This is a genomic window from Microbacterium hydrocarbonoxydans (genome assembly GCF_000956475.1).
Taxonomy (GTDB): domain Bacteria; phylum Actinomycetota; class Actinomycetes; order Actinomycetales; family Microbacteriaceae; genus Microbacterium; species Microbacterium hydrocarbonoxydans_A.
On the sequence record NZ_JYJB01000009.1, the window covers coordinates 328610 to 354963 of the forward strand.

Below are 26354 nucleotides of genomic sequence, written 5' to 3' on the forward strand. Positions count from 1 at the left end.
CACCGCCCCTGCGGGCCCGCGGCGCCCCCGCAGGTGGGAAACTGGAACAGTGAGCACCATCGAGGCAGACCTGATCTCTCCGTTGACCGAGGCAGAGGTGCAGCGGATCCGCGAGGACTTCCCGATCCTCCGCACCGAGGTCAACGGGCATCCGCTCGCGTACCTCGACTCCGGGGCGACATCGCAGCGTCCGTTCGCGGTGCTGGATGCCGAGCGCGAGTTCGCGACGACCATGAACTCCGCCGTGCACCGCGGTGCGCACACGCTGGCCGCCGAGGCGACAGAGCTGTTCGAGGACGCACGGGCGTCGGTCGCCCGCTTCGTCGGCGCGGACGATGACGAGATCGTCTGGACCTCGAACGCCACCGAGGCCGTGAACCTCGTGGCGTACTCGCTGTCGAACGCCTCGCTGGGCCGTGGGGGAGCGGCGGCCGAACCCCTGCGGCTGGGCGCCGGCGATGAGATCGTCACGACCGAGATGGAGCATCACGCGAATCTCATCCCGTGGCAGGAGCTCGCCGCCCGCACGGGCGCGACTCTCAAGGTGATCCCGCTCGACGACGAGGGTGCGCTTCGTCTCGACGCGGCCGCCGAGCTCATCACCGCTCGCACGCGCCTCGTGGCGTTCACGCACGTGTCGAACGTGCTCGGCGTGATCAATCCGGTGTCCGACCTCGTCGGCCTCGCCCGCAAGGTCGGCGCGCTGGTGCTGCTCGACGCCTGCCAGTCCGCGCCCCACCTGCCGTTGGACGTGAAGGCACTCGACGTCGACTTCGCGGTTCTGTCCGGGCACAAGATGCTCGGCCCCACGGGCATCGGCGCGCTGTACGGCCGACGGTCGCTGCTCGAGATCATGCCGCCGTTCCTCACCGGCGGATCCATGATCACGACCGTCACGACCACTGCGGCGGAGTACCTGCCGCCGCCTCAGCGCTTCGAGGCGGGCACACAGCGCGTGTCCCAGGCAGTCGCGCTCGCCGCAGCCGTCGACTACCTGACCGCCGTGGGCATGCCGCGCATCGCAGCGCACGAGGCGGCGTTCGGTGCACGCCTCGTCGACGGGCTCAGCGCGATCGACGGAGTGCGCGTGCTCGGGGCCGGCATCGACCTTCCCAGGGTCGGACTCGCGAGCTTCGACGTCGAGGGCATCCATTCGCACGATGTGGGGCAGTACCTCGACGACCTCGGCATCGCGGTGCGCGTCGGCCACCACTGCGCCCAGCCGCTGCATCGTCGGCTCGGCATCACCTCGTCGACGCGGGCCAGCACCTATCTCTACACGACGGATGCCGAGGTGGATGCCGTCATCGCCGGCGTCGCCGGCGCGATCGACTTCTTCCGGAGGGGCGCATGAGCGACCTGCAGAACCTGTACCAGGAGCTGGTGCTCGACCACTCGCGCACCCCGCACGGCTACGGTCTGCGCGAGGAGATCCGCGCGCAGTCGCACCAGCTGAACCCGACGTGCGGTGACGAGGTCACGCTTCAGGTGCACCGCGCCGACGACGGCACGGTCGAGGCGATCGCGTGGGAGGGGCACGGATGCGCGATCTCACAGGCATCCGCCTCGATGCTCGCCGAGCTCGCCGAGGGTCTCACGGTCGATGACCTCGAGGCGCGCATCGCCTCGTTCCGCGAGGCCATGCGCTCACGCGGCAAGATCCAGCCCGACGAGGAGCTGCTCGGAGACGCCGCCGCCCTCGGCGGCGTCTCGAAGTACGTCGCGCGTGTGAAGTGCGCCATGCTCGCGTGGGTCGCCGCAGAAGACGCGCTCGCCAAGAGCGTCGCCTGAAGGGTGCAGCCGTGCCCGTCGAGCTGAGTCCCCTCGGTGCCGATCGCTTCGACGGATGGCGCGAGGATGTCAAGCAGAGGCTGATCGCCCGCAGCAGAGAATCGGGCATGCGCGCGGGTGACGATGCGATCGACTTCGCCGAGGCGTTCCTCCGCGACCTGCTCCCGCAGGGTCCCGCGACCTCGAGCGCCGGGCTGTTCGTCCTCGTCGAGAACTCGCAGGAGCTCGGCGCCCTCTGGCTTGCGGACAGCGGGGGCAAGCTCTTCCTCGTCGATCTGGGCCTGAGCGTCGATCTCGACGCCCGGCAGCGGGAGGAGCTCTTCTCCACGATCCGCCGTATCGCGGTGCAGCACGAGGCGAGGCTCATCAGCGTCGCCCTGTTCCCGCAGGATGCTCAGGCCCACGCGCTCATCGCCGGCAGGGGCTTCGCGGTGGCATCGATCCAGATGCTCCTCGAGCCGCTGCCCGAGCGTCGCGTCGCGCCGCACGTCGTCGTCTCGCCGATGACCGCAGAGCGCTTCCGCCGCTTCGCCGAGCACTCCGAGGCCTCCTACGCCGAGGATCTTGTGGCCGCCGGCCGGTACACGGCCGATGAAGCCGTGATCGAGTCCCGCAGGCAGATGCGCCTCGAACTGCCCGAGGGCATCGACACCCCGGGCCAGGAGCTGTTCACCGCATCCGTCGACGGAGCGGAGGTGGGCGTGCTCTGGCTCGGGTTGCGCCGAAGGGACGGTCGTCCGCACGCGTTCATCCTCGACATCGAGGTCGCTCAGGACCAGCGCCGACGGGGGTACGGTCGCGAACTCATGCATGCGGCGGAGCGCGAGGCGCGGCGCATGGGAGCCGAGTCCATCGGGCTGCACGTGTTCGGCTTCAACACCGGCGCGATCGACCTGTACGAGTCGCTCGGGTATCGCCGGGTGGAGGAGACGTTCCTGCTGAACCTCTGAGCTGACATGCGCGGTCATCCGGCGTCATCGAGGAATAGGCGCAGGTGCACGTGGTTTCCCCCTGCATGACAACCACTCTCGGAATCATCGGCGCAGGAAACATCGGCTCTCAGATCGCCCGTGTGGCGGTGGCGAACGGCTACGACGTCGTGATCGCCAACTCCCGCGGGCCCGAGTCGCTCGCGGGCCTCGTCGAGGAGCTCGGTCCGCACGCGAAGGCCGGCACGGCGGAAGAAGCAGGCTCCGCCGGCGACGTGATCGTCGTGAGCGTGCCGCTGCACGCCATCGAGCAGATCCCCGTCGAGCCGCTCGCGGGCAAGATCGTGCTCGACACGAACAACTACTACTTCGAGCGCGACGGGCACATCGAGGCTCTCGACAGGGCAGAGACCACCACGTCGCAGCTGCTTCAGAAGCACCTGCCGACGTCGAAGGTCGTGAAGGCGTTCAACCACATCGGCGCCGCTGACATCACGACCGACGGCACTCCCGCGGGGACCGAGAACCGGCGCGCCCTCGCGACCGCGGGCGACGCCCCCGAGGCGGTCGAGTTCGTCACCCGGTTCTACGACCAGGCCGGGTTCGACACCGTCGAGATCGGCCCCCTCAGCGAGTCGTGGCGCGTCGAGCGGGATCGTCCTGCCTATGTCGCGCGCCAGAACGCCGGAGAACTGGCGGCCAACCTCGCGATCGCGAACCGGCTGCCGTGACGGCACGGTAGATCCATCCCGTTGGGATACCAGATTGCCGCCGCTTCCCCCATGATGAGACAATCCGTTCATGGGGGATGCGGGGGCAGCCGGTGAGCTGGAGTCGGTGCGCGTGGCGAGCGTGCTCCGTGAAGACATCATCCTGGGCCGTCGGCCGCCGGGCTCGCGGCTCGTCGAGCGGGACATCGCCGCAGAGCTCAACGTCTCGCGGCTCCCCGTGCGCGAGGCCATCCGCACGCTGGTCGCCGAGGGAGTCGTCGTCGCTCGACCTCGCACCTGGGCCGTCGTGCGCGAGTTCACCGAGCGGGACATCCACGACTTCGGCGAGGTCCGCGCGTCGGTGGAGACCCTGATCTTCATGCTCGCCGCCGAGCGCCACGATGACGAAGGGCTCGCGCTGATGCGCGATGCGTTCGAGCGCGAGCTCGCCGCGGCCCGGGCCGGCGACGCCGAGACCGCGCGTCTGGCCGCCGGTCATTTCCATGAGATCGCGGCGCAGCTCGCCGGCAACGCGATGCTCGCCGAGCTCATCGGGGTCTTCGTCACGCGCCTGCGGTGGCTCTTCGGGCAGCACGACGATCTGCTGGCGATGGCGGAGGAGCATCGGGCCATCCTGCAGGCGATCGCGATGCGCGACGTCGAGACTCTCGCGCGCATCGTGCCGGAGCATCTCGCCAGCGGGCAGGAGGCGGCGCAGCGCCGCATCGCCGGCGACTACGCGATCTGAGCGTTTCGGGAATAGCTCGATCGGGCGTATCGTTGTGCCAGAACAGATACCCCCTAGGGGTATTCTCCGAACGTCGGAGCGAGTCGAGAGGAACAATGATGAACACCACCGCCTATGACGTCACCGGCATGACCTGCGGACACTGCGAGGGCTCCGTGCGCGGCGAGGTCGCGAAGATCCAGGGGATCACCGGCATCGAGGTCAGCGCCGCGACCGGCCGCCTGATCGTCACGTCCGACTCCGCCGTCGACGACGCCGCCGTGCTCGCCGCCGTGGACGAGGCCGGCTACAGCGCCGTTCGCGCCTGAGGCCCGCCATGGCAGACGCAGGAGCGACATACGATCTCGAGATCGGCGGCATGACGTGCGCCTCGTGCGCGTCGCGCATCGAGAAGAGGCTCAACCGGATCGAGGGGGTGACGGCATCCGTCAACTATGCGACCGAGAAGGCGCACGTCGAGGCGGCCCCCGGTGTCGAGGTCGACGACCTCATCTCCGAGGTCGTGCGCACCGGCTACACGGCTGCTCTTCCTCGCACGGACGAGCCCGCCGATGCCGATCCCTCGTACCGCCTCCTGCGTCTGCGGCTGATCGTCGCGACGGCACTCGCCGTTCCGGTGATCCTGCTCTCCATGATCGAGCCTCTGCAGTTCCCCGGGTGGCAGTGGGCCTCGCTTGTGCTCGCGACCCCGGTCGTGACGTGGGCGGCCTGGCTGTTCCACCGCGCCGCCTGGCTGAACGCGCGGCACCGCGCCGTGACGATGGACACGCTGATCTCGGTCGGCGTGACGGCTGCGTACCTCTGGTCGCTGTATGCCCTGTTCTTCGGAACCGCCGGCATGTGGGGCATGACGCACCCGTTCCGCTTCACGATCGAGCGCGGCGACGGACTCGGCAGCATCTACCTCGAGGTCGCGGCCGGTGTGACGATGTTCCTGCTGCTCGGGCGGTTCCTGGAGCACCGGTCGAAGCGTCGGGCGGGCGCCGCGCTGCGTGCGCTGGGAGAGCTCGGAGCGAAGGACGTCGCGATCCTGCGAGACGGCGTCGAGCAGCGGATGCCGCTGGCGCGACTCGCCGTGGGAGACGTGTTCGTCGTGCGCCCTGGTGAGAAGATCGCGACCGACGGCGTCGTGCTCGAGGGAGCATCGGCGGTGGACGCCTCGATGCTCACCGGCGAATCGGTTCCGGTCGAGGTCGCCGCCGGCGACGCCGTCACCGGTGCGACCGTCAACGTCGGCGGCCGGCTGCTCATCACTGCCTCGCGCGTGGGCGCAGACACGCAGCTCGCGCGCATGGCGCAGCTGGTCGAGGAGGCGCAGTCCGGCAAGGCCGAGGCGCAGCGGCTCGCCGATCGCCTGTCGGCGGTGTTCGTGCCCGTGGTCTTCGCGCTCGCCGCGGTGACTCTCGTCGCGTGGCTCATCGCCGGCGGCGGTGCTGCTGCGGCGTTCACAGCAGCCGTCGCAGTGCTGATCATCGCCTGCCCCTGTGCGCTGGGCCTCGCGACGCCGATGGCGCTTCTCGTCGGCACCGGCCGAGGTGCTCAGCTCGGGGTGCTGATCAAGGGCCCCGAGGTGCTCGAATCGACACGTCGCGTCGACACGATCGTGCTGGACAAGACCGGCACGGTGACGAGCGGGCGGATGACCCTGCTCGAGGTCGTCCCCGCCGAGGGACAGGATCCTCAGGAGGTGCTGCGCCTCGCTGCGGCGGTCGAAGAGGCCTCGGAACACCCGATCGCACAGGCGATCGTGCGCGCCGCCACCGAGCGTCTGGGCGAGATCCCGACGGTGTCGGACTTCCAGAACGTGCAGGGGCGCGGTGTGACCGGCGTTGTCGATGCGCACGCCGTGGTGGCCGGACGCCCGGCGCTCCTCGCCGACTGGGCGCTGCACCTGTCGCCGGCACTGCGCTCGGCCTTCGATCGCGCCGAGTCCGAGGCCCGCACCGCGGTGGCCGTCGCCTGGGACGGCGAGGTGCGCGGCATCCTCGTCGTGGCCGATCAGATCAAGCCGAGCAGCGCGGCGGCGATCTCCGCGCTGCGCGGCCTCGGGCTCACACCGGTGCTGCTCACGGGTGACAACGAGCAGGCGGCACGCCAGGTCGCCGCGGCCGTGGGCATCGATCAGGTCCGAGCGGGGGTTCTCCCGGAGGGCAAGGTGGCTGAGGTCACCGCTCTGCAACAGCAGGGACGTGTGGTCGCGATGGTCGGGGACGGCGTCAACGACGCGGCGGCCCTCGCGCAGTCCGACCTGGGAGTCGCGATGGGCACGGGGACGGACGCTGCGATCGAAGCATCCGATCTGACCCTGGTCCGAGGCGATCTGTGGGGCGCCGTCGACGCAATCCGCCTGGCGCGATGCACCCTCGGAACCATCAGGGGGAACCTCTTCTGGGCGCTCGCCTACAACGTCGCCGCTCTGCCGCTCGCAGCGCTCGGCCTGCTCAACCCGATGCTCGCCGGCGCCGCGATGGCCTTCTCGAGTGTCTTCGTCGTGCTGAACAGCCTGCGACTGCGGCGTTTCCGCAGCGCGGCACCCGGCATGTCGTAGTCCGCGCGGCGGTATGGTGGCCCCGGGGGCTGGAAAGTCGTTCGTTCTGGGGAGCGAGATGCGGATCGTCGCAGTGATCGTGGGAACCCTCCTGCTTCTGAGCGGGGGTGCTCTCGTCGTCGTCGCCGACCAGCAGCGCGTGGCTGCTCTCGAGGCGGCGAAGGCCGCGGTCGAGAAGACGCGTCAGGAGCTCGCAGAGCTCGATGACGCGAACTCCGACCTCGAGGAGACCCTGGCGGCGCTGCGTGCGCAGATCGCCGAACAGGAGAAGCAGCTCGCCGACATGACGGGCCTTCTGCAGTGAGGCGGATGCTGGCGGTCACAGCCGCCGTGGCCGCCGCCCTCGCCGTCGGCGTCGCCGAGCGGGCGAACTCGCTCGACGACGAGCGCGCTGCGACTCTCGCCGAGCTGCGCACGGTCGAGGTCGCGGCGGACGAGTCGGCGCAGCACGGCGACTATCTGCGCGGGGCCATCGGCGGTGCCGAGGACGACGTCGCCGATCGCGCCGCGGTGCTGGCCGTGAGACCGGCGTTCGTGGCCGAGATCGCCGCGCTCTCCGCCGCACTCGGTCGCGCGGACGGCCGTGTGGACACGACGGCCGATCGGGCATCCGCTCTCTCCGCTCAGCAGGCCGTGCTGGCCGAGCGCGCCGACCCTGTCGTCGTGACGAACGCGACGGCCACGGTCCACGCGCTCACCGCCAAGATCGACGGGGACGTCTCGACATGGCTGGCCGCGCAGCAGGCGCGGCGCGCCCCCGGAGGTCCGGCGTGGTCGTCGAGCGGCCCGGACGGCTACGCGCGTGTGCGCGCCGCACTCGATCGGGTGGGCGGCACCGGCGTCGGCCTGTACGAGTCGTCATCCTGCGCCGGAGGCACCGCCGCCGCGTGTGCCAACAGCAACGGCTACATCAAGTACCGCGCCGACATCGCGAACTGGGGCGCCGACCGGCTGAACTGGGCGATGGCCCACGAGCTCGCCCACATCTACCAGTTCCAGGTATGGGGTGCGCTGACCTCCTCGGCGGCGTATCAGTCGATGTTCGGCGGCGACCCCGAGTTCCTCGCCAACTGCATGGCGGTGGTGCGCGGGTTCCCCGGATCCGTCGGCTGCGACGGCGATCAGCAGGCGTGGGCGTCGGGCATCTGGGTGGGCGCCGTACGGTGACTCAGCCCATGGGCGTGGTGGTGTCGATCGCCTCGCGCAGAGGACCGCGCATCACGCGCCAGTAGCCGGTGGGGGAGGCGCGGGTCAGCAGATCGATGAGTCGCGCCTGGCGCCCGACCATGGTCCGTGCGCGGCGGTGCTGTGTCGCTCGCACGATCCGGACGGCGGCGTCGGCGGGGTCGGTGTGGTACATCGCCGCCTGGGCTGCGGCGGCCCTGGCGGCGACCGCAGGGTCGATCGCGGCGGCATATCTGCCGTGCAGGATGATCCCGGTGCGGACCCCCGCCGGGTACACGGCGCCGACTGTCACCGAGCTGCCCTGGAGCTCGTGCCGGAGGGCCTCGGAGAACCCGCGAACGGCGAACTTGCTCATCGAGTAAGGGATGCGCCCGGCGGGCGCCGCCAGGGCGTAGACGCTGGCGAGGTGGGTGATGTGCGCGTCCGGCGCTCGCTTCAATGCGGGCAGCAGCGCTTTCGTGATCGAGACGGTTCCCCAGAGGTTCACGTCGACGAGCCAGCGCATCTCCTCCATCGTGAGCTGCTCGATGTCACCCAGCATCGACGAGCCGGCGCAGGTGATCAGCGCATTGATGTGCGGGTGGGCGGCCGAGATGCTCGCGGATGCCGCGAATACGGCGTCGTCGTCGCGGAGGTCGACGAGGTGCGTGGTGACCACGGTGTCGTCGAGCTCAGCCGCGAGGGAGGACAGGGCTTCCGCGTCGTGGTCGATCAGCGCGAGGTGCGCCCCCTCATGCGCGAGCAGCCGTGCGATCTCGGCGCCCATGCCGTGCGCTGCCCCGGTGATGACGGTCGTGCGCCCGGCGAGCTCGAGCAGTCTCACGGCATCCTCCTCCTGGCGGCGTCTCGGGTGCGCACCGCGGCGATCCGAACCTGATGCCGATCCATTCTGACCTGCCGGAGCGTCGGAGGGAACCGGTACTCTCGTTCAGAGGAGGTAGCGGTGGGACGAACTGCGGATGCCATCGCCGAGGGCGTGGCGATCGCGACGTCTGCCGCGCGCCTCGCCGTGAAGAACCACATCCTCGTCGGCACGATCGCCGAAGACGGCGTCTTCGACACCGAGAAGTACATCGACGACACACGCGAGGCGCTGCGCGCGATGGCCGAAGAGGCCGAGCAGTCGGAGAAGGCGCTCAACGAGCTGCGCAAGCGCGCGCGCGGCCGCCACTCCGATCCCGTCGGCACGCACGACTATCGCGATCGCGATGTGCGCAACCTCAGGCGCCGTGCCAAGCAGTCGCACGGCGTCGCCGCGAAGCTGCGCGAGATGATGGAAGACCCTGAAGAGCTCGGGGTCATCGTCGAAGAGGCGCGTCAGGCCGCCTGGGCCGATGTCAGGCACAATCTCGACCGGCGGCTCAAGGTCGAGGGCATGCGGCCCGATCAGGATCCCGACTACGAGCGGATGCGCGAGGCGCGCATGCAGGCGCTGCGTCTCGTCGATCTGCAGGCGCTCTCATCGGAGCAGCGAGCGAAGGCGAAGCGGCGCAAGAAGCAGGAGAAAGAGGCAGCGAAGTCCTCGTCGAAGGGCGCCTGAGGCCTCGTTTCGCTTTCTCGCGAAGTCTGTTGTAGGCTGTTCCACGGCCCGCTGAGCAGGCCGGGCGCCACTAGCTCAATGGATAGAGCATCTGACTACGGATCAGAAGGTTAGGGGTTCGAGTCCCTTGTGGCGCACAGGTTCTTCGGAACCAGCAGAACTGTGTTGAGACAGTGAGAAATGCCCCCGTCGCGAAAGCGACGGGGGCATTTCTTCTTGTCCTGGGAAGTGGAACTGGTCGCTCCCTGTCGCGCAGGGTCTCCGTCGATGGGCGGGCGGCAACGATCGGAGGCTGCCCGCGCCTCACATGGCCGGCTCGGGGACCGTGGCCTCCTTGACGAATCGGATCGAGATCGAGTCCATGGCCGTCCTCGTCATCGCCTCTTCGGCGAAGGCGTCCCACCCGGACTGCGCCCCCGAACGCGAGTCAAGAACGGAATCGGGGACCGACGGGCCGATGAACGTGAGCGAATCAACTCCGACTTCGACGGTGACTTTCGTTCTCATCGCCTCAGGAACCAGGTCGTGGAGGGCGGCTGCGATGCTCATCATGTCCGTCTGGCAGTTGCGTGCGCGGACGATGGTGATCGAGGATCCGGTGTCGGCTTCGATGTCAGCGAGTCCTGACGTCAGCCAGTCCGGTACCGCGCCTGCCCACGGCACGGTGAGAGACGTCTCGCCCTTCGTGCCGAAGTCGAGGGTGGGAGTGGCGGCGATGCCCTCCTCGCCGTGGTTCTCCGAGATCAGTCGAGTGACGGATTCGTAGATGTCGAATGACGACACGCCGGGGCGGAGGTCGGCAGCGATCTGCCAAGAGCTGTCGGCCAGCCGCGTGGCGGATGCCTCTGCGGCGGGCGGGTTCCCCGTCGCCGCGGCGATCGTCGCGACCCCGCCGACCGCAACGGCGGCCGCCACGACTGAGGCCCAGCGAGCGACCGGGAGATCTCGCTTCATCTCGACCTCCTCGTCGGATTTGCGATCATCGCATGAGTGCAGACTTTCGGAGGAAGTGTAGCGTCCGGAGGAGGAGATCCGCTCTCAGAGGCCTGAACACCTGCCGTGAAGCCTGCGCTCGTCCGGTCACTGCAGGCTCGTGATCGCCGGATCCCGCCGGGCGACCTCGGCCGCCGTCGACACGATCGCGCGTCGCATCTCGGCGACGGCGAGAGCGGGTGTCACGTCCGAGCGATGCGCGAGGCTGATCGTGCGGGTCATCGACGGGTGGGCCAGACGCGCCGAGCGCAGCTCCGGGCGATCGAGCAGGACCATCGCGGGAACGACCGCCACGCCCACTCCGCGCTCGACGAAGCGAAGCACGGCGTCCATCTCGGCCCCTTCGAGCACCATGGTCGGTGTGAGACCGGCGGCCCGGAAGGCGGCATCCGTCGTCGCTCGCAACGAGTAGCTGTGGTCGAACGCGATCAGGGGCAGTGTCGCCAGGAGGTCGAGAGAGATGACCTCGTCACGTGTCAGCGCGGGTGCCGAGGCGGATGACACGACGACGAGCTCTTCGGCGAGAAGAGGAGTGCGGGTCAGGCTGACGCCGGAGACGGGCTGCGCGTCGGACTCGGTGATGAGGGCGATGTCGACGGCCCCCACCGCGAGCTGTTCGACCAGCAGGCGCGACCCGCTCTCTGTGAGATGCAGATCGACGCCGGGATGCCGGGCTCGGAACGCACTGAGCGCCTCGGCGACGAGGCTGATGCACAGGGTGGGCGGTGCGCCCAGGCGCACGCGTCCGCGGCGGAGCCCGGCGAGTTCGCCCATCTCCTCCCGGATCGACTCCGCCTCCGCCAGCATCCGCTGTGCCCGGGGGAGCAGCGTCTCGCCGGCGGCGGTCAGCGAGATGTTGCCGCGCGCCCGCTGGAACAGCTCTGCCCCGAGCTCGCGCTCGAGCGTGGAGATCTGCCGGCTCAGCGAGGGCTGGGCGAGATGCAGGCTCTCGGATGCTCGGGTGAAGTGCCCCAGGCGGGCGACTTCGACGAAGCTGCGCAACTGCTCGAGATTCATGTTCAGAGTGTATCGACTCAAGCGAGACTATGCATTGGAGTTATGAACCCCGCGTTCTTAGCGTGGACATCATGAACGAACGTCAGATCTCCACGACCGTCCTCGTCATCGGCACAGGCGGATCGGGCCTGCGCGCCGCGATCGAGGTCGCAGAACACGGCATCGACGTCGTCGCGGTCGGAAAACGCCCCCGAGGCGACGCGCACACCTCGCTGGCCGCAGGCGGCATCAACGCCGCTCTCGGCACCATGGACGCCGACGACAGCTGGCAGCAGCACGCCGCCGACACCATCAAGGAGAGCTACCTGCTCGCACACCCGCACACGGTCGAGATCGTCACTCAGGGTGCGGAACGTGGTATCCGCGATCTCGAGCGCTGGGGCATGGACTTCGCACGCGAAGACGACGGGCGCATCTCGCAGCGGTTCTTCGGCGCGCATACCTTCCGCCGAACCGCCTTCGCCGGCGACTACACCGGACTCGAGATCCAGCGCACGCTCGTGCGCCGCGCCGAAGAGCTGGACGTGCCGATCCTCGACGGCATCTACATCACGCGTCTGCTCGTGCGCGACAACGTCGTGTTCGGCGCCTACGGGTTCGATCAGGCCGATGGCACCCGCTTCCTCATACATGCGGATGCCGTGATCCTCGCCGCAGGCGGTCACAACCGCATCTGGCGCCGAACCTCCTCCCGTCGGGACGAGAACACCGGCGACTCGTTCCGGCTGGCCGTCGAGGCGGGGGCGCGGCTGCGAGACCCCGAGCTCGTGCAGTTCCATCCGTCCGGGATCCTCGAGCCCGAGAACGCGGCGGGCACTCTCATCTCCGAGGCCGCGCGCGGCGAGGGCGGCATCCTCACCAACGCGCTCGGCGAGCGGTTCATGGCGAAGTACGACCCGCTGCGCATGGAGCTGTCGACCCGTGACCGCGTCGCGCTCGCGGCGTACACCGAGATCGCCGAGGGCCGCGGAACCGAGAACGGCGGAGTGTGGCTCGACGTGTCGCACCTGCCGCGCGAGACGATCATGACCCGCCTGCCGCGGGTGTACCAGACGATGATGGAGCTGCAGATGCTCGACATCACGACCGATCCGATCGAGATCGCCCCGACGGCGCACTACTCGATGGGCGGAGTCTGGGTGCGCCCGGAGGACCATCAGACCGATGTCGAGGGGCTGTACGCGATCGGCGAGGCGTCGAGCGGACTTCACGGGGCCAACCGCCTGGGTGGCAACTCGCTCATCGAGCTGCTCGTCTACGGGCGCCTTGTGGGACAGGCCGCGATGGCGCACGCGGCGGGCCTCGATGCCCAGCGCCGGTCGGCGGATGCCGTGGCCGCGGCTCGTGCGGAGATCGACGAGCTGCTGGCCGCCGACGGACACGAGAACGTGCGGGCATTGCAGCGCGCGATCCGAAACGCCATGACCGCCCACGCCGGCGTCGTCCGCTCGGAGGAGGGGCTTCGCTCCGGCCTCGCCGAGCTCGACCTCATCGAAGGGCGGATGGAGGATGTCGGCATCCATCCCGATATCGCGGGCTTCCAGGACCTCGCGCACGCCTTCGATCTCAAGGCGTCGGCGCTGGCCGCCAGGGCCACGCTCGAGGCGGCCCTGGAGCGGCGCGAGACCCGCGGATGCCACAACCGCAGCGACTACCCCGATCTCGATCCCACGTTGCGGGTGAACCTGGTGTGGTCGCCGTCTGCGGGCGTCACACGCGAAGAGATCCCGCCGATCCCCGCCGAGATCGCCGAGCTCATGCGCGACGTCGACACGACGGGAAAGCTCGTCGAGTAGCCCTTCCGGTCGCAGTTCCTGCCGCACCTGCCGTCGGCGGGGCGGCACGAACTGCGACCGGAGCTCATTCCTGTGGACCGGACTCCGGCGTGTCGATCACGCCTATGCCGACTGCTCGGTGGTCGGGTTCGGCGTCGTCGGGTGCGGGAGCTTTGGGCTCCTCCTCCGGTTCCTTCTCGGTGCTCGGCTCTTCGAGCTCTTCGTTGCTCGGCAGCTGCTCCGGGTCGGCGTCCTCCGGCGACTCAGCCCGCTCCGGCGTCTCGGCCACCCCCTGAGTGAACTCGCCGGCGTCCTGCCCCGAGGCGGGGGAGGGCGTCGGCGTCCGGGCTTCGGAGTCGCGCTCGGCCGGCTCCTGTGCGGGCGTGCTGTCGGTCATGATGATCCCCTTTCGCATGGGTCGATGCGGTCAGCATGCGGCCTCGACGAGGGGGCGGCCAGGGGGTTGACGGGTGCCGGTCCGCCTTCACCCGATCTCGCGTGTCTCCATCGCCACGATCGTGTCGCCCTCGGAGGTCACGAACAGCAGCGACACCGGCATCCCGCCCTCGATCGCGACGACGGCGAAGCCCTCGCCGAGCTCGACGATCTCGAAGTCGAAGCCCTTGGCGTAGCGGTGGTACGCCGCTGCGCTCGAGGCGACCTTCTCGGCGCCGCGGAGGATGCGGACGCCGTCGGCGCCGAGGTCCTGACGGAACTCGACGTCGGGATGCAGCAGCGCGAGGAGCCCGGCGAAATCGCCGTCGCGGGCCGCAGCGAGGAAGGCGTCGACGACCCGTCGGCGCTGTTCGCGGGTTGCCGCCTGCTGCGGATCGGCGGGCGCCGCCCCGCGCACCCGGTCGCGCGCCCGGCTCGCGAGCTTGCGCGCAGCAGGGGCCGTGCGTTCGACGAGCGGGGCGACCTCGTCGAACGAGAGGCCGAACACATCGTGCAGCACGTATGCGAGGCGCTCGTCGGGGCTCAGCTGCTCGAGCACGAGCATGAGCGCGTAGCCGACCCGGTCGGCGCTCTCGGCACGCGCGACCGGGTCGTCGTGATCGGGAGCGCGCTCGGCGTCAGGGATCTGCTCGAGCGGACTCTCACGGCGACGGGTGCGAGAGCGCAGCTGGTCGAGGCAGATGCGGCTGACGACCCTGGTCAGCCAGGCGCGCAGATCGTCGGCGTCCGGCGTCGCCTTCGCGACCCGGAGCCAGGCCTCCTGCACCGCGTCGTCGGCATCGGCGTGCGAGCCGAGCATGCGGTACGCCACGGCGGTGAGGTAGCGACGGTGGCTCTCGAAGTCCTCGGCCAGGGGTGTCGACTGCATGCTCGGCAACCTACCCGTCAGAACGATCCGGCGGGCTGTCGGATCGCCGCGTTCAGACGATTCCAGACGTTGATGGCGCCGATCTCGAACAGCAGTCCGGAGACCTGCTTGCGGTCGAAGTGCGCCGACAGCTCGGTCCACAGCTCATCGGTCACGGGATCGTGGTTGTCGGCGAGGCGCGTGAGCACTTCGGTGAGCTCGAGCGCTGCGCGCTCGGCCGCGGTGAAGTACGGCGCGTCGCGCCACGCGGCGACCGCGTGCAGACGCTCGGGTGCCGCGCCGTCCTCGACGATCTGACGCGAGTGATCGACGACGCACCAGCTGCAGCCGTTGATCTGGCTCGCTCGCAGAGAGACGAGGTGCAGGATCTCCTCGGGGACGCCCGAGGCCTGAGCTGCGCGATTCACGCCGCTGATCGCATCGATGCCTCCCTCGAGCAGGAACGCCGGATGCGGCATCCGCGCCTTGTGTGTGACGAGGTCGGACGATGCGGTGGTGGTGATGGTCATCTCGGTTCTCCTTCGTGGATGGATCTATAGAGGAGACGAACGGGGCGCCGGATGTGTGACCGATCCGGTGAGAAAAGTTCGGACGTAAGCTGGAGAGGTGACTGCGTACGTCTCGGCCTTCGACTTCTTCTCCATCGGAGTAGGACCCTCGAGTTCCCACACGGTCGGGCCGATGCGAGCCGCGCTCGACTTCGCCCGGCGCCTCGCCGCGACCGGCGGCATCGACCGCATCGCGCGGGTCGGCAGCACGTTGTACGGATCGCTCGGCGCCACGGGCATCGGGCACGGGACGCCGGATGCCGTGGTCGCCGGACTCCGCGGACTGTCACCCGAGACGTGCGACCCCGCCCAGGTACGCGCGGCATGGACGGACTTCCCCGAAGGGGCGACGCTCGACCTGAACGGCACGCACGGCATCCGCTTCGCCAAGGACGACATCGTCTTCGCCCCGCGCACGCGGCTCCCGGGTCACCCGAATGCGATGACGCTCACCGCCTGGGACGCCGACGGCGCGATCGTCGCGGTCGACACGTACTACTCGATCGGCGGCGGGTTCATCCGCCGAGACGGCGAGGAGGCGACGCTCTCGACGGGCGGGCTGCCGTATTCCTACGCGGATGCCGCATCGATGCTCGCACTGTGCGATGAGCACGGGATCACGATCGCGGAGCTGGCCAAGCGCAACGAGATCTCGATGCGCAGCGAGCAGGAGCTCGCAGCCGGGCTGGATGCGATCTGGGACGCGATGTCCAGCTGCGTCGAGGCGGGGCTGTCCGCAGAGGGCGTCCTCCCGGGGATGCTCAAGGTCAAGCGGCGCGCCGGCGTGATCCGCGCCCAGCTCGAGGAGGCGGAGGCCGACGGGCACCGCGAGCTGCCGGGCGAATGGCTGGGCGCGTTCGCGCTCGCCGTCAACGAGGAGAACGCCGCGGGCGGACGGGTCGTCACCGCGCCGACGAACGGAGCAGCCGGCATCCTGCCCGCCGTCGCCATGTACTGGTGGCGCTTCCTCGCCGACTCCGGGCTCGGAGCGGGCAACGCGGTCACACCCTATGGCGAGCTCGTCGGCAGCGCGCTGCTCGGCTTCGGGGCGGAGGCCTCGCTCGTCGCGGTCGGGGCTGGGTCCCTGAGCCTGTCGAAGGGCGACGACCCGGTCACCGTCGCCGAGGCGAACCGCCGCCGCGGCATCCGCCGGTTCCTGCTCACCGCCACGGCTCTGGGGTCGCTGTTCAAGGCGAACGCCTCCATCTCCGGCGCCGAGGGCGGGTGTCAGGCCGAGGTCGGATCGGCGTGCGCCATGGCCGCAGGCGGACTCACCGCCGTCATGGGCGGAACGAACCGGCAGATCGAGAACGCCGCCGAGATCGCCATGGAGCATCACCTCGGTCTCACCTGCGACCCGATCGGCGGCCTCGTGCAGATCCCGTGCATCGAGCGCAACGCGATCGCTGCATCCACTGCGGTGACCGCGGCACGCCTCGCGCTGCGCGGCGATGGCAGCCACTACGTGTCGCTCGACGCTGTCGTGGAGACCATGCGGCAGACCGGCCTCGACATGTCGACGAAGTACAAGGAGACCAGCGAGGGCGGCCTCGCGGTCAACGTCATCGAGTGCTGACGTCCGCGGCTCGGGTTAGCGTCTGATCATGGAGTCGATCTGGAAGCCGGGGAGCCGCCGACGACGGGAGCAGCCCGTGGTGGCGGTGCGCCCGAACGACGACGCGCCGGCGCCGAGCAGCACGTGGCCGGCCAGCATTCCCGCCGTCGCGCAGGTCCTCCGGGAGGGCATCGACCTCGCGCCGGGCGTGACCTTTCTCGTGGGCGAGAACGGCAGCGGCAAATCGACCATCGTCGAGGGCATCGCGATCGCCTACGGGCTTTCACCGGAAGGCGGCTCCCGCAACGCGAGGCACAGCACTCGCCCGACCGAGTCGCCGCTGTCGGAGTGGATCCGTCTGCAGCGCGGTGTCGGCGCGAACCGCTGGGGGTTCTTTCTGCGTGCCGAGACGATGCACTCGTTCTACACGTATCTCGAGGAGAACCCGTCGATGAGCGGGCCCGAGGCCTCCTTCCACGAGATGAGCCACGGTGAGTCGTTCCTCGCGATCCTGGACAGCCGGTTCGACGAGCCCGGTTTCTACTGCCTCGACGAACCGGAGGCGGCGCTGTCGTTCAACTCGACGCTCTCCCTGATCTCCGTGCTGCAGCGGATCGTCGACGACGGCGGGCAGGTGCTGTGCGCCACGCACTCGCCGGTGCTCGCGGCGCTTCCCGGCGCGAGGATCCTGGAGGTGGGCGAATGGGGGATCCGCTCGGCGCAGTGGCACGATCTCGAACTCGTGCAGCACTGGAAGTCGTTCCTCGACGCTCCGCCGCGGTATCTGCGCCACCTGCTCGGCTGAGCAGGTCGTAGGCTGACGGTCATGATCGAGCAGGGCGCGCCGCGGCGGCGTGGGCGACCGCGCGGCGGCACGGATTCGCGCGAGCGCATCATCGCCGCGGCCGTCGACGAGTTCGGCGAGCAGGGATACGAGGCGTCGACCGTCCGCGCGATCGCGGCTCGCGCGGGGGTTGACTCCGCGCTCGTGCACCATTACTTCGGCACGAAGGCCGATCTGTTCGCAGAGGTCGTCGGGATTCCCATGCGGCCCGACATCGACGTGCCCGGCATCCTGAACGGTCCCCGCGAGCTGGTGGGGGAGCGCGTGGTCCGCTACGTGCTCGAGGCATTCGAGAAGCCGGACGTCCGCCGGCGCGGCGTGGTGCTCATCCGCACGGCGATCGGGAGCCGGCTCACCACGCCTCTGCTCGCAGGCTTCCTCTCGCGTGAGCTGATCGGACGGATCGCACGCACGCTCGACGTCGACGACGCCGAACTGCGCGCGACTCTTGTCGCCTCGCAGATCGCGGGACTGCTCGTGGCCCGGTATGTGATCAAGCTCCCGGCGCTCGCCGCGGCATCCGTCGACGAGCTCGTCACCCGGGTCGGGCCGACCGTGCAGCGGTACCTGTTCGGCTGAGCCGGCATCCTTCCGTTCGCGATCCCTGCGGCGCGCGGAAGTGGACCCGCATGTCCACGCGCCGCGACGCGCGAAGGTCGCCGACGTGCACGGCTCTTGTGCGCGCCCTTCGGCAGGCGCATAATTCATCACATGATGAATAACTCGGCGGTGGAGATCTCGCAGCTGCGGGTGCGAAGAGGCCGGACACAGGTGTTCGACGGCGTCGATCTCGCGATACCGCGAGGCGAGATCACCGGTCTGCTCGGGCCGTCCGGATGCGGAAAGACGACCCTCATGCGCGCGATCGTCGGGGTGCAGAAGATCTCCGACGGCACCGTGACCGTGCTCGGCGAAGCCGGCGGCACGAAGCGGCTGCGTCAGCGGGTCGCCTACGGCACGCAGGGAGCGGCGACGTACGGCGACCTCACGGTGCGGCAGAACCTCGCCTACTTCGCGCGTCTGCTGAAAGCGCCCCGCGGTGATGTCGACCGCGTGCTCGACGAGGTCGGGCTGCGAGCGCAGGCGGGACAGCTGGTCGAATCGCTCAGCGGAGGGCAGTCGATCAGAGTGTCGCTCGCGATGGCGCTCATCGGCACGCCGGAGCTGATCGTGCTCGACGAGCCGACCGTCGGGCTCGATCCCGTGCTGCGGGCCGAGCTGTGGGGACTGTTCCGCGGCCTCGCCGATCGCGGGGTGACGATGGTGGTATCCAGCCACGTGATGGACGAGGCGCTGCGCTGCGACCGCCTCCTCCTGATGCGCGACGGGCGGATCATCGCCGACACCACGCCGCGGGCGCTGCTCGCCGACACCGGAACCGCCGACCCGGAGGCGGCGTTCCTCGCCGTGATAGAGAGGGATCGCCAGGCGCACGGGGCCACTCGCCGCACCCGGCGGGAGGTATCGGAATGAACGGGCGACGGATGCTGGCGACCGCGGGTCGCGTGCTCGAGCAGCTTCGCCACGATCCGCGCTCGATCGCGCTGATGCTGATCGCGCCGAGTCTGCTCGTGGGGCTGTTCGCCTGGCTGTTCAGCGATCAGGACGGCGTGTTCGATCGCTTCGGCGGAGCGATCCTCGCGCTGTTCCCCTTCATCGTGATGTTCCTGATCACCTCCATCACGACGCTCCGCGAGCGTCGTTCGGGAACGCTCGAGCGACTGATGACGACGCCGGTCGGCAAGGCCGATTTCATCCTCGGCTATGCGCTCGCATTCGGTCTGATGGCGCTGCTGCAGGCCGTCGTCACCGTGTCGTTCGCGGTGGGGGTGTGCGGACTCGACGTCGACGGCCCGCTGTGGCAGCTCGGCCTCGTCGCGGTCGTCGACGCGCTGCTGGGCACCGCGCTCGGGCTGCTCGCGAGCGCGTACGCTGCGACCGAGTTCCAAGCCGTGCAGTTCATGCCGCTGCTCGTGTTCCCGCAGATCATCCTCGGCGGGCTCTTCATGCCGCGCGACCAGATGCCCGACGTGCTGCACGCCATCTCGGACTGGCTGCCGTTGAGCTATGCGATCGACGCGATCGGTGCGGTCGCGGCGGGGGATCCGGACGGCGACGTGTACGGGCCGCTCCTGGTGGTGGCGGCGTTCGCCGTCGCCGCTCTCGTGCTCGCGTCTCTCACCCTGCGACGCCGGACCAGGTAGATCGGGCCGGGAAGGCCGCGCAGGAGCGCGTGCTCAGTCGCGCGCTCGCCGGGTCGTGTGCCGGGTGGGGGTGGCGGCCCACGGGTCTTCGGGCCACGGATGCTTGGGGTAGCGACCGCGCATCTCGGCGCGCACCTGCGCGTACGGACCCGACCAGAACGAGGCCAGGTCGTCGGTGACGGCGAGCGGACGGCCCGCGGGCGAGAGCAGGTGGAAGAGCACTGGCACCCGGCCATCGACCAGCCGAGGCGTCTCGGCCCACCCGAAGCACTCCTGCAGCTTCACAGCCACGACGGGGCGTGCCGCGGGATCATCTGCCGGGGCGTAGTCGATGCGGATGCGCGATCCGGTCGGCACCTCGAGCCGCTCCGGCGCGAGGTCATCGAAGCGCACCGCTTCCGGCCACGGCAGCAGCCGGCGGAGCGCGGATGACAGGTCGAGCCGCCCGGCCGGCGTGCCCGCCGCCAGCGTGTCGAGCTCGGGCGCGAGCCACGCGTCGAGGGCGGCGAGGAGCCCAGTGTCCGACACATCAGGCCAGGGCGCGCCGAGCTCGTGGTGCAGCAGCGCCAGTCGCCGTCGCAGAGCGTCGGCGGTGTCCGACCAGCCGAACATGCTCAGGCCGTCTCGGCGGATCGCCCGGCGCACGGCATCCCGCCCGTCCTCGGTCGACGCCTTGACCGGCGCCGAGGAGAGGAGGATCGCCCCGACCCGGCGTTCGCGGCGCGCCTGGACGCGACCCCCGGTGAACTCCGCTTCGATCCGATCGGTGATCAGGTGGCTCGCGGCGCGCTCCATCTGCTCCTGGGTGAGCGCCGCGGCCGACCGGATGACGGCGCCCGATCCCGCCGCCGCGCGACCCGAGGCGCGGGCGACGTCGGCGACGGCCAGCCACTCGACCGAGGCGAGCGAACCGGTGACGCCGGCGCGGGTTCCGGATGCCAGCTGGAAGGTCGCCCCGGCGGCGGTGTGCTCCACACGACGGGCGATGCGCTCGGGAAAGGCGAGGGCGATCACGAGGCCGGTGCCGTCGAGATCGGAGCGCCCACCGGGTGCCGGGGGGATCATGCGCTCGAGCCGGTCGGCGTCGCTGCGCCACCGCCTGGCGTCCTTCGGTCGTCCGCCGCGCAGAGCGACGAGCGCCTGGGCGACGTCGGCATCGGCGATCCGCAGATCGCCTCCCAGCAGGGCGACGACCTCCGCCGCCAGCCTGGCTCCGACGAGAGGACTGCCGTCGCGGAGCGCACGAGCGAGCCGCGGTTCGGTCGGGATGCGCGCGAGCGCTCGCCCGGCATCCGTCGCTCGTCCGTCGTCGTCGATCGCGCCCAGACCGCGCAGCACTCCGAGAGCGTCCGCGAGAGCGTCGGCGGGCAGTGGATCGAGCATGCGCAGGCCGGTACCGCCCGGCGCTCCCCAGCATGCGAGGAGCAATGCCGCGTCTGCGAGGTCGGCCGTCGCGATCTCCGGGGCGGGCCGGGCGGGAGCCGCAGCGTACGTGCGCTCATCGACGCAGCGGATGACGGAGCCGGGGGCCTGTCGGGTGGCGCGACCGGCGCGCTGCACGCACGACGAACGGGGCGCGGCAGAGGTGACGAGGCCGGTCATCCCTCGTGCGGCGTCACGCTGCGGGCGCCTGGCGAGGCAGCTGTCGACGACGAGGCGCACGCCGGGCACAGTGAGCGACGATTCGGCGAGGGAGGTGGTGACGATGATGCGCGCCGGGTCGTCCGGCCGGCGGCCGCGGATCACCGCGTCCTGTTCGGCCGCCGGGATCTGCCCGTGCAGCTCACGCACATCGAAGCCGCCGGCCGCATCGCGGACGCGGCGGGCGATCTCCGACACCTCGCGGGCACCGGGGGCGAACACGAGCACGTCGGCGGTGGGGTCCAGGCGGGTCAGATCCAGGGCAGCGGATGCCGTGACGCGCGCGACATGGTCGAGGAACGCCCAGGTCACCCCGCGGTCGTCGAGGCGCGGCACAGGACTCGGCGCCCAGCGCTCGGTGAGCGGGAAGGCCGGCACGTCGTGCTCGACGATCGGCGCCGGTCGATCCGTGGGGCCGATGACGGTCGCGATGCGCTCGGCATCGAGCGTCGCCGACATCGTGACGAGCACCAGGTCGTCGCGCAGCTCGCGCACCTCCGACAGCAGCCCGATCAGAAGGTCGGTCTCGAGTGCCCTCTCGTGCACCTCGTCGATGACCACGGCATCCACGCCGTCGAGACCTGGGTCGTCCAGCATCCGTCGCAGCAGCACGCCGGCGGTGACGAACTCGATGCGGGTCTGCGCGCTGACCGCGCGCTCGCCGCGGACTGTGAAGCCGACACGGTCTCCCAGCGATGTGCCGTCGAGCTGTGCGAGACGACGGGCGGCCGCTCGTGCTGCGACGCGGCGGGGCTGCGTGACGATGACGCGCCCGCGCGAGCGGTTCGCGAGCAGAGGCGGGACCAGTGTGGTCTTGCCCGTACCCGGTGGCGCGCTCACGACCACGGCAGCACTGGTGTCGAGCGCCGCGGAGACCTGGTCGAGGGCGCCGGCGAAGGAGAGGCGGTCGCCGATCGAGACGAGGTCGAAGGCGCCGACGGTCATCTCAGGCTGAAGGTCATCACCGTGACGAAGACCACCACGATCACGACGAGCGCCCCGCCGCCGCATCCGATGGCGGCGATGGCCCCGTAGCCGAGGCGTGAGACCTGAGCGCCGGATGCCCGGGCGGCGGCGATGAACTCGGGGCCGCCCTGAGAGCTGAAGGCCGCTCCGGCCGCCGCCTGATTCACACCGCGTCCGACATCGACGCCGGCCTCGAAGACCGGCCTGTCGAAGGCCTCGGCGTACGTGCTGGCGGCGCCGTACGCGATCGCGCGCCCGACCGCGGCGGGCTTCGCGAGAATAGGGTAGCTGCGCCCCTGCACCACGAGGGTGATGCGCTGCGCGGCCGACTTCACGGTGACCTGCTGCGCCGGCACGCTGAACTGCTGCGCCCAGCCGCCGCCGGAGGCGACCCACAGGGTCACGTAGCCGTTGCTCACCTCTGCGCGGGCTTCGTACCAGCCGCCGGTGGTGGTGTCGCCGTACGCACCGGTGAACACTGCGTACGGGTACTGGTAGGGCATCGTCATGCGTCGAGTCTACGAAAAGCACGGGGCCGTCCTGCACGAATGCAGGACGGCCCCGTCAGAAGGTCACTCCGATTCGGCCGCGGGCGGCGGGGGAGTGGTCGGGTTCGGCTGCCGGACCACAGGCGGGGTGGCAGCCGCGATCCCGTCGCCGATGCCGCGTCCGACGGCCTGGCCCTGGATGATCGATGCGAGGTCGAGTCCGGTCGCCGAGCTGACGCTGTCGAAGACCGACTTCAGCGCCTTGGCGCTGTCGGCGCCGACGAGGTCGGACGCGCCGTCGCCGGAGCCGCCGATGATCGACACGCTGCCGATCGTCGAGTAGCCCTTCGCGAATTCGGCCATGATCGACGGCAGCACGTCGAGCACGCGCTGCGACAGGAACGCGTCCTGGTTGGAGGCGATGGCCTTGGCCTCCGCCTCGACGGCGGCGGCTCGTGCCTCGCCCTCTGCGCGGATCGCGTCGGCCTCTGCGTTCGCACGCAGACGGCGGGCCTGCGACTCGGCCTCGGCCTGAGCGCGCAGGGCGTCGGCCTCACCGGTCGCACGGGCGATCGCGGCGGCGGCCTCACCGGCGGCCTTGGCCTTGTCCGCCTGGGCCTGCTGCTCGGCGATGCGGGTGCGCGCCTCTGCCTGCTTGACCTGCTCGATCGCCGCGGCCTCTGCCGCCTTCTCGCGGGTGTAGAGCTCGGCCTGGGCGCGAGTCTCGGCCTCGTACCGCTGCGCGTCTGCGACGCGCTTCACGTCGGCATCGAGCTGCGCCTGGCGGTTCTCGGCCTGCTGCTGCAGGACGGCCTGCTGGGCCTGCTCGCGGGCGAGGTTCTCGGCCTGCTCGGCTTCGGCGCGCGCACGGCCGATGCCGGCGTTCGCGTTGGCGGTGTTCGTGTCGAGCGCGGTCTGCTCGATCAGGTTCGCTTCCTGGTTCGCGATGTTCTTCTGGTTGATCGCGCGGTCGGCGTTCGTCTGCGAGATCTCGGCGGCCTGGCGCTTCGCCTGGATCTCGGGGGCGCCGAGCGACTGGATGTAGCCGACCTTGTCGGTGATGCCCTTGATCTGGAACGAGTCGAGGATCAGGCCCTGCTCGGCGAGCTCCTGAGAGACGTCTGCGGCGATCTGGTCGGAGAACTTCTTGCGCTCGCGCATCAGCTCGACGACCGACAGCGTCGCCACGATGCCGCGCAGCGCACCTTCGAGCTGCTCGGTGGTGAACTGCTCGATGGCCTTGTCCTGCGAGGCGAAGCGCTCTGCGGCGCGGCGCACGTAGAGGGGGTCGGATCCGATCTTCACGATCGCGACGCCGTCGACGTTGAGGGTGACGCTGTCCAGCGACTGCGCCTCGGCGTTCAGGGAGACCTGGCGCGAGCGCAGGGAGATGATCTCGTGGCGCTGCGTGATCGGGTTGACGAGCGACTTGCCGTTCACGATCACCGTGACGGGAGACTCCTCCGTCTCGCCGCGAGTCGTGCCGTCAGCGGAGATGACGGTGCGCTGCACCTTCTGCTTGCGCCCTGAGATGACCAGGGCCTCGTCGGCGCGGGCGACCTTGATCCAGCTGCGTGCGAACAGCAGCAGGATGAGCAGAACGACGATGACGGCGACGATCGCGATGCCGACGATGATGAGGATGCCGATAGCTCCGGCGATCTCCATGGATGACCTCCCTGGTTCCCCCCGAGGGGGGCGGTCCGAGTCGTCTGCGCGGACGCGCAGACGCATGCGCTCTCCACCCTGCCAGATTCGATGTATCGGTGCACGGGGAGAGGTACCCGCCAGGCGCGCTGTTTGCTGATTCCTGATTGCGGTTCGTGGCGAGGCGTCAGACCGCCGGGGCGAACCCGAGGTCGGCGCTCGTACTGCCCGCTGTTCGCCACGTCGCGGGCTTGCGAGTCCTCGGCTTCGCGGTCTCGTGATGTCGCCCTCTCAGCCGTCATGGTGCATGGCGAGTGACTCGCGCTGAGACCCGACTGTGCGCAAGCTCACGCGACGATTGCGGGACCTGCGCCCTGTCGACCTACCGCGGGGAACAGGGGTACGGGGGATTCCCGGTATGGTGCGGCGAGCTCCGATAGGGCGCCGAGCCTGCGGCAGGGCGTCAAGAAAATACAGCATCGTTCCTCAGGCTCAGGCTCAGGCTCAGGCTCAGGCTCAGGCTCAGGCAGCGAGAGTGTAGCGGGCGAGCCCGCCGAGTCGCGGCGTACGTGCGGCGTCGACGTATGGCGGCGGTATGAACCACACCCGGGAGGCCGCGCCGGCACCGTCGATCCGGATCTCCCAGCCGTTGTCGTGAATGCGATGGTGGCAGCTCTCGCAGAGCAGCACGCCGTTGCTGAGGTCGGTCGGCCCGGCGTCGCGCTGCCACCACGCAATGTGATGAGCCTTCGTCATGTCCGGTGGCAGACCGCACATAGCGCAGCCGCCGTCGCGCTCGGCGAGGGCGAGCCGCTGCGCCTTCGTGAACAGGCGCCGCTCCCTACCCCAGTCGAGGACCTCCCCGGCCGAGCCGAGCACGCAGGGGATCACTCCTCCTGAAGCGGCCATCCGGCGCACTGTCGCGATGCTGACGGGGGTGTCGACGCCGTCGACGGTGCCGAATCCGGTGCCAGCCGTCAGGTCGTCGAGATGAACGCGCACGACCACCGTCGCGCCGGCGAGAGCCGGAGCGTGGTTGTCGCAGCCGAGGGCGTGAGCGCAGATCGTGCTCAGAGCATCGGCCTGGAGCATCGCCACGGTGCGGTGGTCGGCGTCCGGCGCGCCGGGATCGACTGCGTCCTTGCGTGCACCGAACGCCGAGTTCACGTACCCGGCTATGGCGGCACGGATCGACGCTCCCGACTCGATGTCGAGGACGGCGCTGAGGTGCAAGCAGCCGTCTCGCTCGAACATCGTCAGCGAACGTCGAGATCTCGCCTCTTCTTCGCGCGACGCGACGCCGTCGGGGTCGAGCCAGGCCTCTGCGCGTGTGAGCAGCCTCCGCACGTCGTCGAGCGACAGGTTTGCGGCCTTGTCGGCCAGAAGCTTCTCGGCTTCATCGATCTGAGTGAGGTCGGTCCTGAGACGGGCCCTGTCGAGGAGAGCGATGATGAGGGCGGCAGCGGTCGTGTGAAGAGCGCCTGAGACGACCGCCTGTCGTACGGCCGGATAGCGAGCCGGCCGGGGCCCGCCCAGCAGATCGCTACGAGGTGCGGTCGCTTCGCCGACCTTCACCAGCCGCGAGGCATCACCGGACGAAGTGCCCCCAGCCGTCGCGATCAGCTGTGCGGGGGTGCGGAATCCCTGCTGTTTCGCGAGCGACCCGGGGCCGAGCTCGGGCCGGGACTCGCGGGCTATACCGGCGGCGACCTCCGCGTGCAGGGCGTCGACGAGCCGGCGCATCATCCCCAGCGCGTCGTTGGCCTCCACAAGCTGAGCCCGGCTGAAGTCTTCCGCGTCACCGGCATCCGTCCACAGGGAGTCGAGGCGGGCGAGCGCCTCGTGCAGCGGATCCAGGTGCGGGGACATGGATCCAGGCTACGTCCCCACCGCTTGTGGTG

General features: G+C 70.0%; 26 protein-coding genes and 1 tRNA gene. 17 read left to right on the forward strand and 10 right to left on the reverse strand.

Annotated elements, in window-relative coordinates:
- Positions 1-49: 49 nt before the first annotated feature.
- The 9 genes from RS84_RS10710 to RS84_RS10750 all read left to right on the forward strand — a co-directional run bounded on the left by RS84_RS10710 (position 50) and on the right by RS84_RS10750 (position 7893).
- Positions 50-1354 (forward strand): aminotransferase class V-fold PLP-dependent enzyme, encoded by a 1305-nt coding sequence (locus RS84_RS10710; protein WP_152641802.1) that lies wholly within the window; start codon positions 50-52, stop codon positions 1352-1354.
- Positions 1351-1791 (forward strand): Fe-S cluster assembly sulfur transfer protein SufU, encoded by a 441-nt coding sequence (gene sufU / locus RS84_RS10715; RefSeq protein WP_045257774.1) that lies wholly within the window; start codon positions 1351-1353, stop codon positions 1789-1791. Before RS84_RS10710 ends, sufU begins: the two co-directional genes overlap by 4 nt.
- Positions 1792-1802: 11 nt before the next feature.
- On the forward strand, positions 1803-2741 hold the full coding sequence (locus RS84_RS18680; protein ID WP_052676326.1) for a GNAT family N-acetyltransferase: 939 nt from the start codon (positions 1803-1805) through the stop codon (positions 2739-2741).
- Between the two features lie 65 nt (positions 2742-2806).
- A complete protein-coding gene (locus tag RS84_RS10725) occupies positions 2807-3451 on the forward strand; it encodes an NADPH-dependent F420 reductase (protein WP_045257775.1) in 645 nt (214 codons plus the stop codon).
- A gap of 70 nt (positions 3452-3521) precedes the next feature.
- Positions 3522-4178: a GntR family transcriptional regulator gene (locus tag RS84_RS10730; protein ID WP_045257776.1), complete on the forward strand. Its 657-nt coding sequence runs from the start codon at positions 3522-3524 to the stop codon at positions 4176-4178.
- Between the two features lie 95 nt (positions 4179-4273).
- Positions 4274-4486: a heavy-metal-associated domain-containing protein gene (locus RS84_RS10735; protein ID WP_082062143.1), complete on the forward strand. Its 213-nt coding sequence runs from the start codon at positions 4274-4276 to the stop codon at positions 4484-4486.
- Positions 4487-4494: 8 nt separating this feature from the next.
- Positions 4495-6726 carry a heavy metal translocating P-type ATPase gene (locus RS84_RS10740; protein ID WP_045257777.1) on the forward strand — a complete coding sequence of 744 codons (2232 nt, stop codon included), beginning with the start codon at positions 4495-4497 and terminating at the stop codon, positions 6724-6726.
- Between the two features lie 58 nt (positions 6727-6784).
- Positions 6785-7030, forward strand: a complete 246-nt coding sequence (locus RS84_RS10745; RefSeq protein WP_052676327.1) for a hypothetical protein — start codon at positions 6785-6787, stop codon at positions 7028-7030.
- A 5-nt stretch (positions 7031-7035) separates the two neighbouring features.
- Positions 7036-7893 (forward strand): hypothetical protein, encoded by an 858-nt coding sequence (locus RS84_RS10750; RefSeq protein ID WP_235281471.1) that lies wholly within the window; start codon positions 7036-7038, stop codon positions 7891-7893.
- Between the two features lies 1 nt (position 7894).
- Here RS84_RS10750 and RS84_RS10755 read toward each other — a convergent pair whose 3' ends face one another.
- Complete coding sequence (locus tag RS84_RS10755) at positions 7895-8734, reverse strand: SDR family NAD(P)-dependent oxidoreductase (protein ID WP_045257779.1); 840 nt, start codon at positions 8732-8734, stop codon at positions 7895-7897.
- Positions 8735-8854: 120 nt separating this feature from the next.
- On the opposite strand from RS84_RS10755, the gene RS84_RS10760 reads away from it, so the two are divergent.
- Both RS84_RS10760 and RS84_RS10765 read left to right on the forward strand, forming a co-directional pair.
- On the forward strand, positions 8855-9451 hold the full coding sequence (locus RS84_RS10760) for a hypothetical protein (protein WP_045257780.1): 597 nt from the start codon (positions 8855-8857) through the stop codon (positions 9449-9451).
- A gap of 64 nt (positions 9452-9515) precedes the next feature.
- Positions 9516-9588 (forward strand) — tRNA-Arg (locus RS84_RS10765).
- Positions 9589-9754: 166 nt separating this feature from the next.
- Here RS84_RS10765 and RS84_RS10770 read toward each other — a convergent pair.
- Positions 9755-10405, reverse strand: a complete 651-nt coding sequence (locus RS84_RS10770; RefSeq protein ID WP_045257781.1) for a hypothetical protein — start codon at positions 10403-10405, stop codon at positions 9755-9757.
- Positions 10406-10531: 126 nt separating this feature from the next.
- Positions 10532-11461, reverse strand: coding sequence for a LysR family transcriptional regulator (locus RS84_RS10775; RefSeq protein WP_045257782.1), 930 nt, complete (start codon positions 11459-11461; stop codon positions 10532-10534).
- A gap of 71 nt (positions 11462-11532) precedes the next feature.
- Between RS84_RS10775 and RS84_RS10780 the strand changes: the two genes are divergently transcribed.
- Positions 11533-13257 carry an L-aspartate oxidase gene (locus tag RS84_RS10780; RefSeq protein WP_045258120.1) on the forward strand — a complete coding sequence of 575 codons (1725 nt, stop codon included), beginning with the start codon at positions 11533-11535 and terminating at the stop codon, positions 13255-13257.
- Positions 13258-13321: 64 nt separating this feature from the next.
- On the opposite strand, the gene RS84_RS10785 is transcribed toward RS84_RS10780, so the two are convergent.
- The 3 genes from RS84_RS10785 to RS84_RS10795 all read right to left on the reverse strand — a co-directional run bounded on the left by RS84_RS10785 (position 13322) and on the right by RS84_RS10795 (position 15069).
- A complete protein-coding gene (locus RS84_RS10785; RefSeq protein ID WP_200892015.1) occupies positions 13322-13633 on the reverse strand; it encodes a hypothetical protein in 312 nt (103 codons plus the stop codon).
- Positions 13634-13720: 87 nt separating this feature from the next.
- The gene (locus tag RS84_RS10790; RefSeq protein WP_045257783.1) at positions 13721-14560 is read right to left on the reverse strand and encodes a sigma-70 family RNA polymerase sigma factor; all 840 of its coding nucleotides are present in this window, start codon (positions 14558-14560) and stop codon (positions 13721-13723) included.
- A gap of 17 nt (positions 14561-14577) precedes the next feature.
- Entirely contained in the window at positions 14578-15069 is a 492-nt protein-coding gene (locus tag RS84_RS10795; RefSeq protein WP_052676328.1) for a carboxymuconolactone decarboxylase family protein, read from the reverse strand.
- Positions 15070-15166: 97 nt separating this feature from the next.
- Between RS84_RS10795 and RS84_RS10800 the strand changes: the two genes are divergently transcribed.
- From RS84_RS10800 to RS84_RS10820, 5 genes are all read left to right on the forward strand, one after another.
- Positions 15167-16684, forward strand: a complete 1518-nt coding sequence (locus RS84_RS10800; RefSeq protein ID WP_045257784.1) for an L-serine ammonia-lyase, iron-sulfur-dependent, subunit alpha — start codon at positions 15167-15169, stop codon at positions 16682-16684.
- Positions 16685-16712: 28 nt separating this feature from the next.
- Entirely contained in the window at positions 16713-17468 is a 756-nt protein-coding gene (locus RS84_RS10805) for an AAA family ATPase (RefSeq protein ID WP_052676329.1), read from the forward strand.
- A gap of 21 nt (positions 17469-17489) precedes the next feature.
- On the forward strand, positions 17490-18086 hold the full coding sequence (locus RS84_RS10810) for a TetR family transcriptional regulator (protein ID WP_045257786.1): 597 nt from the start codon (positions 17490-17492) through the stop codon (positions 18084-18086).
- 135 nt (positions 18087-18221) lie between these two features.
- Positions 18222-18980 carry an ABC transporter ATP-binding protein gene (locus RS84_RS10815; protein ID WP_045258123.1) on the forward strand — a complete coding sequence of 253 codons (759 nt, stop codon included), beginning with the start codon at positions 18222-18224 and terminating at the stop codon, positions 18978-18980.
- Positions 18977-19711, forward strand: coding sequence for an ABC transporter permease (locus RS84_RS10820; protein WP_045257787.1), 735 nt, complete (start codon positions 18977-18979; stop codon positions 19709-19711). The genes RS84_RS10815 and RS84_RS10820 overlap by 4 nt, the downstream gene beginning before the upstream one ends.
- A 33-nt stretch (positions 19712-19744) precedes the next feature.
- On the opposite strand, the gene hrpB is transcribed toward RS84_RS10820, so the two are convergent.
- The 4 genes from hrpB to RS84_RS10840 form a co-directional block, all read right to left on the reverse strand.
- Positions 19745-22297 carry an ATP-dependent helicase HrpB gene (hrpB, locus tag RS84_RS10825; RefSeq protein WP_045257788.1) on the reverse strand — a complete coding sequence of 851 codons (2553 nt, stop codon included), beginning with the start codon at positions 22295-22297 and terminating at the stop codon, positions 19745-19747.
- The gene (locus RS84_RS19180) at positions 22294-22827 is read right to left on the reverse strand and encodes a hypothetical protein (protein WP_045257789.1); all 534 of its coding nucleotides are present in this window, start codon (positions 22825-22827) and stop codon (positions 22294-22296) included. Before RS84_RS19180 ends, hrpB begins: the two co-directional genes overlap by 4 nt.
- Before the next feature lie 63 nt (positions 22828-22890).
- Entirely contained in the window at positions 22891-24474 is a 1584-nt protein-coding gene (locus RS84_RS10835) for an SPFH domain-containing protein (protein ID WP_045257790.1), read from the reverse strand.
- Between the two features lie 501 nt (positions 24475-24975).
- Positions 24976-26322 (reverse strand): HNH endonuclease, encoded by a 1347-nt coding sequence (locus RS84_RS10840; protein ID WP_045257791.1) that lies wholly within the window; start codon positions 26320-26322, stop codon positions 24976-24978.
- Positions 26323-26354 lie beyond the last annotated feature (32 nt).

Bases quoted from the DNA above. Each gene is read 5' to 3' on its own strand.
- RS84_RS10750 (WP_235281471.1), top strand. From the start codon at position 7,036: ATGCTGGCGGTCACAGCCGCCGTGGCCGCCGCCCTCGCCGTCGGCGTC.
- RS84_RS10840 (WP_045257791.1), bottom strand. From the start codon at position 26,322: ATGTCCCCGCACCTGGATCCGCTGCACGAGGCGCTCGCCCGCCTCGAC.
- RS84_RS10745 (WP_052676327.1), top strand. From the start codon at position 6,785: ATGCGGATCGTCGCAGTGATCGTGGGAACCCTCCTGCTTCTGAGCGGG.
- RS84_RS10770 (WP_045257781.1), bottom strand. From the start codon at position 10,405: ATGAAGCGAGATCTCCCGGTCGCTCGCTGGGCCTCAGTCGTGGCGGCC.
- RS84_RS10820 (WP_045257787.1), top strand. From the start codon at position 18,977: ATGAACGGGCGACGGATGCTGGCGACCGCGGGTCGCGTGCTCGAGCAG.
- RS84_RS10795 (WP_052676328.1), bottom strand. From the start codon at position 15,069: ATGACCATCACCACCACCGCATCGTCCGACCTCGTCACACACAAGGCG.
- RS84_RS10815 (WP_045258123.1), top strand. From the start codon at position 18,222: ATGAATAACTCGGCGGTGGAGATCTCGCAGCTGCGGGTGCGAAGAGGC.
- hrpB (WP_045257788.1), bottom strand. From the start codon at position 22,297: ATGACCGTCGGCGCCTTCGACCTCGTCTCGATCGGCGACCGCCTCTCC.
- RS84_RS10730 (WP_045257776.1), top strand. From the start codon at position 3,522: ATGGGGGATGCGGGGGCAGCCGGTGAGCTGGAGTCGGTGCGCGTGGCG.
- RS84_RS10810 (WP_045257786.1), top strand. From the start codon at position 17,490: ATGATCGAGCAGGGCGCGCCGCGGCGGCGTGGGCGACCGCGCGGCGGC.
- RS84_RS10805 (WP_052676329.1), top strand. From the start codon at position 16,713: ATGGAGTCGATCTGGAAGCCGGGGAGCCGCCGACGACGGGAGCAGCCC.
- RS84_RS10835 (WP_045257790.1), bottom strand. From the start codon at position 24,474: ATGGAGATCGCCGGAGCTATCGGCATCCTCATCATCGTCGGCATCGCG.
- RS84_RS10775 (WP_045257782.1), bottom strand. From the start codon at position 11,461: ATGAATCTCGAGCAGTTGCGCAGCTTCGTCGAAGTCGCCCGCCTGGGG.
- RS84_RS10725 (WP_045257775.1), top strand. From the start codon at position 2,807: ATGACAACCACTCTCGGAATCATCGGCGCAGGAAACATCGGCTCTCAG.
- RS84_RS10740 (WP_045257777.1), top strand. From the start codon at position 4,495: ATGGCAGACGCAGGAGCGACATACGATCTCGAGATCGGCGGCATGACG.
- RS84_RS10735 (WP_082062143.1), top strand. From the start codon at position 4,274: ATGATGAACACCACCGCCTATGACGTCACCGGCATGACCTGCGGACAC.
- RS84_RS10785 (WP_200892015.1), bottom strand. From the start codon at position 13,633: ATGACCGACAGCACGCCCGCACAGGAGCCGGCCGAGCGCGACTCCGAA.
- sufU (WP_045257774.1), top strand. From the start codon at position 1,351: ATGAGCGACCTGCAGAACCTGTACCAGGAGCTGGTGCTCGACCACTCG.
- RS84_RS19180 (WP_045257789.1), bottom strand. From the start codon at position 22,827: ATGACGATGCCCTACCAGTACCCGTACGCAGTGTTCACCGGTGCGTAC.
- RS84_RS10780 (WP_045258120.1), top strand. From the start codon at position 11,533: ATGAACGAACGTCAGATCTCCACGACCGTCCTCGTCATCGGCACAGGC.
- RS84_RS10790 (WP_045257783.1), bottom strand. From the start codon at position 14,560: ATGCAGTCGACACCCCTGGCCGAGGACTTCGAGAGCCACCGTCGCTAC.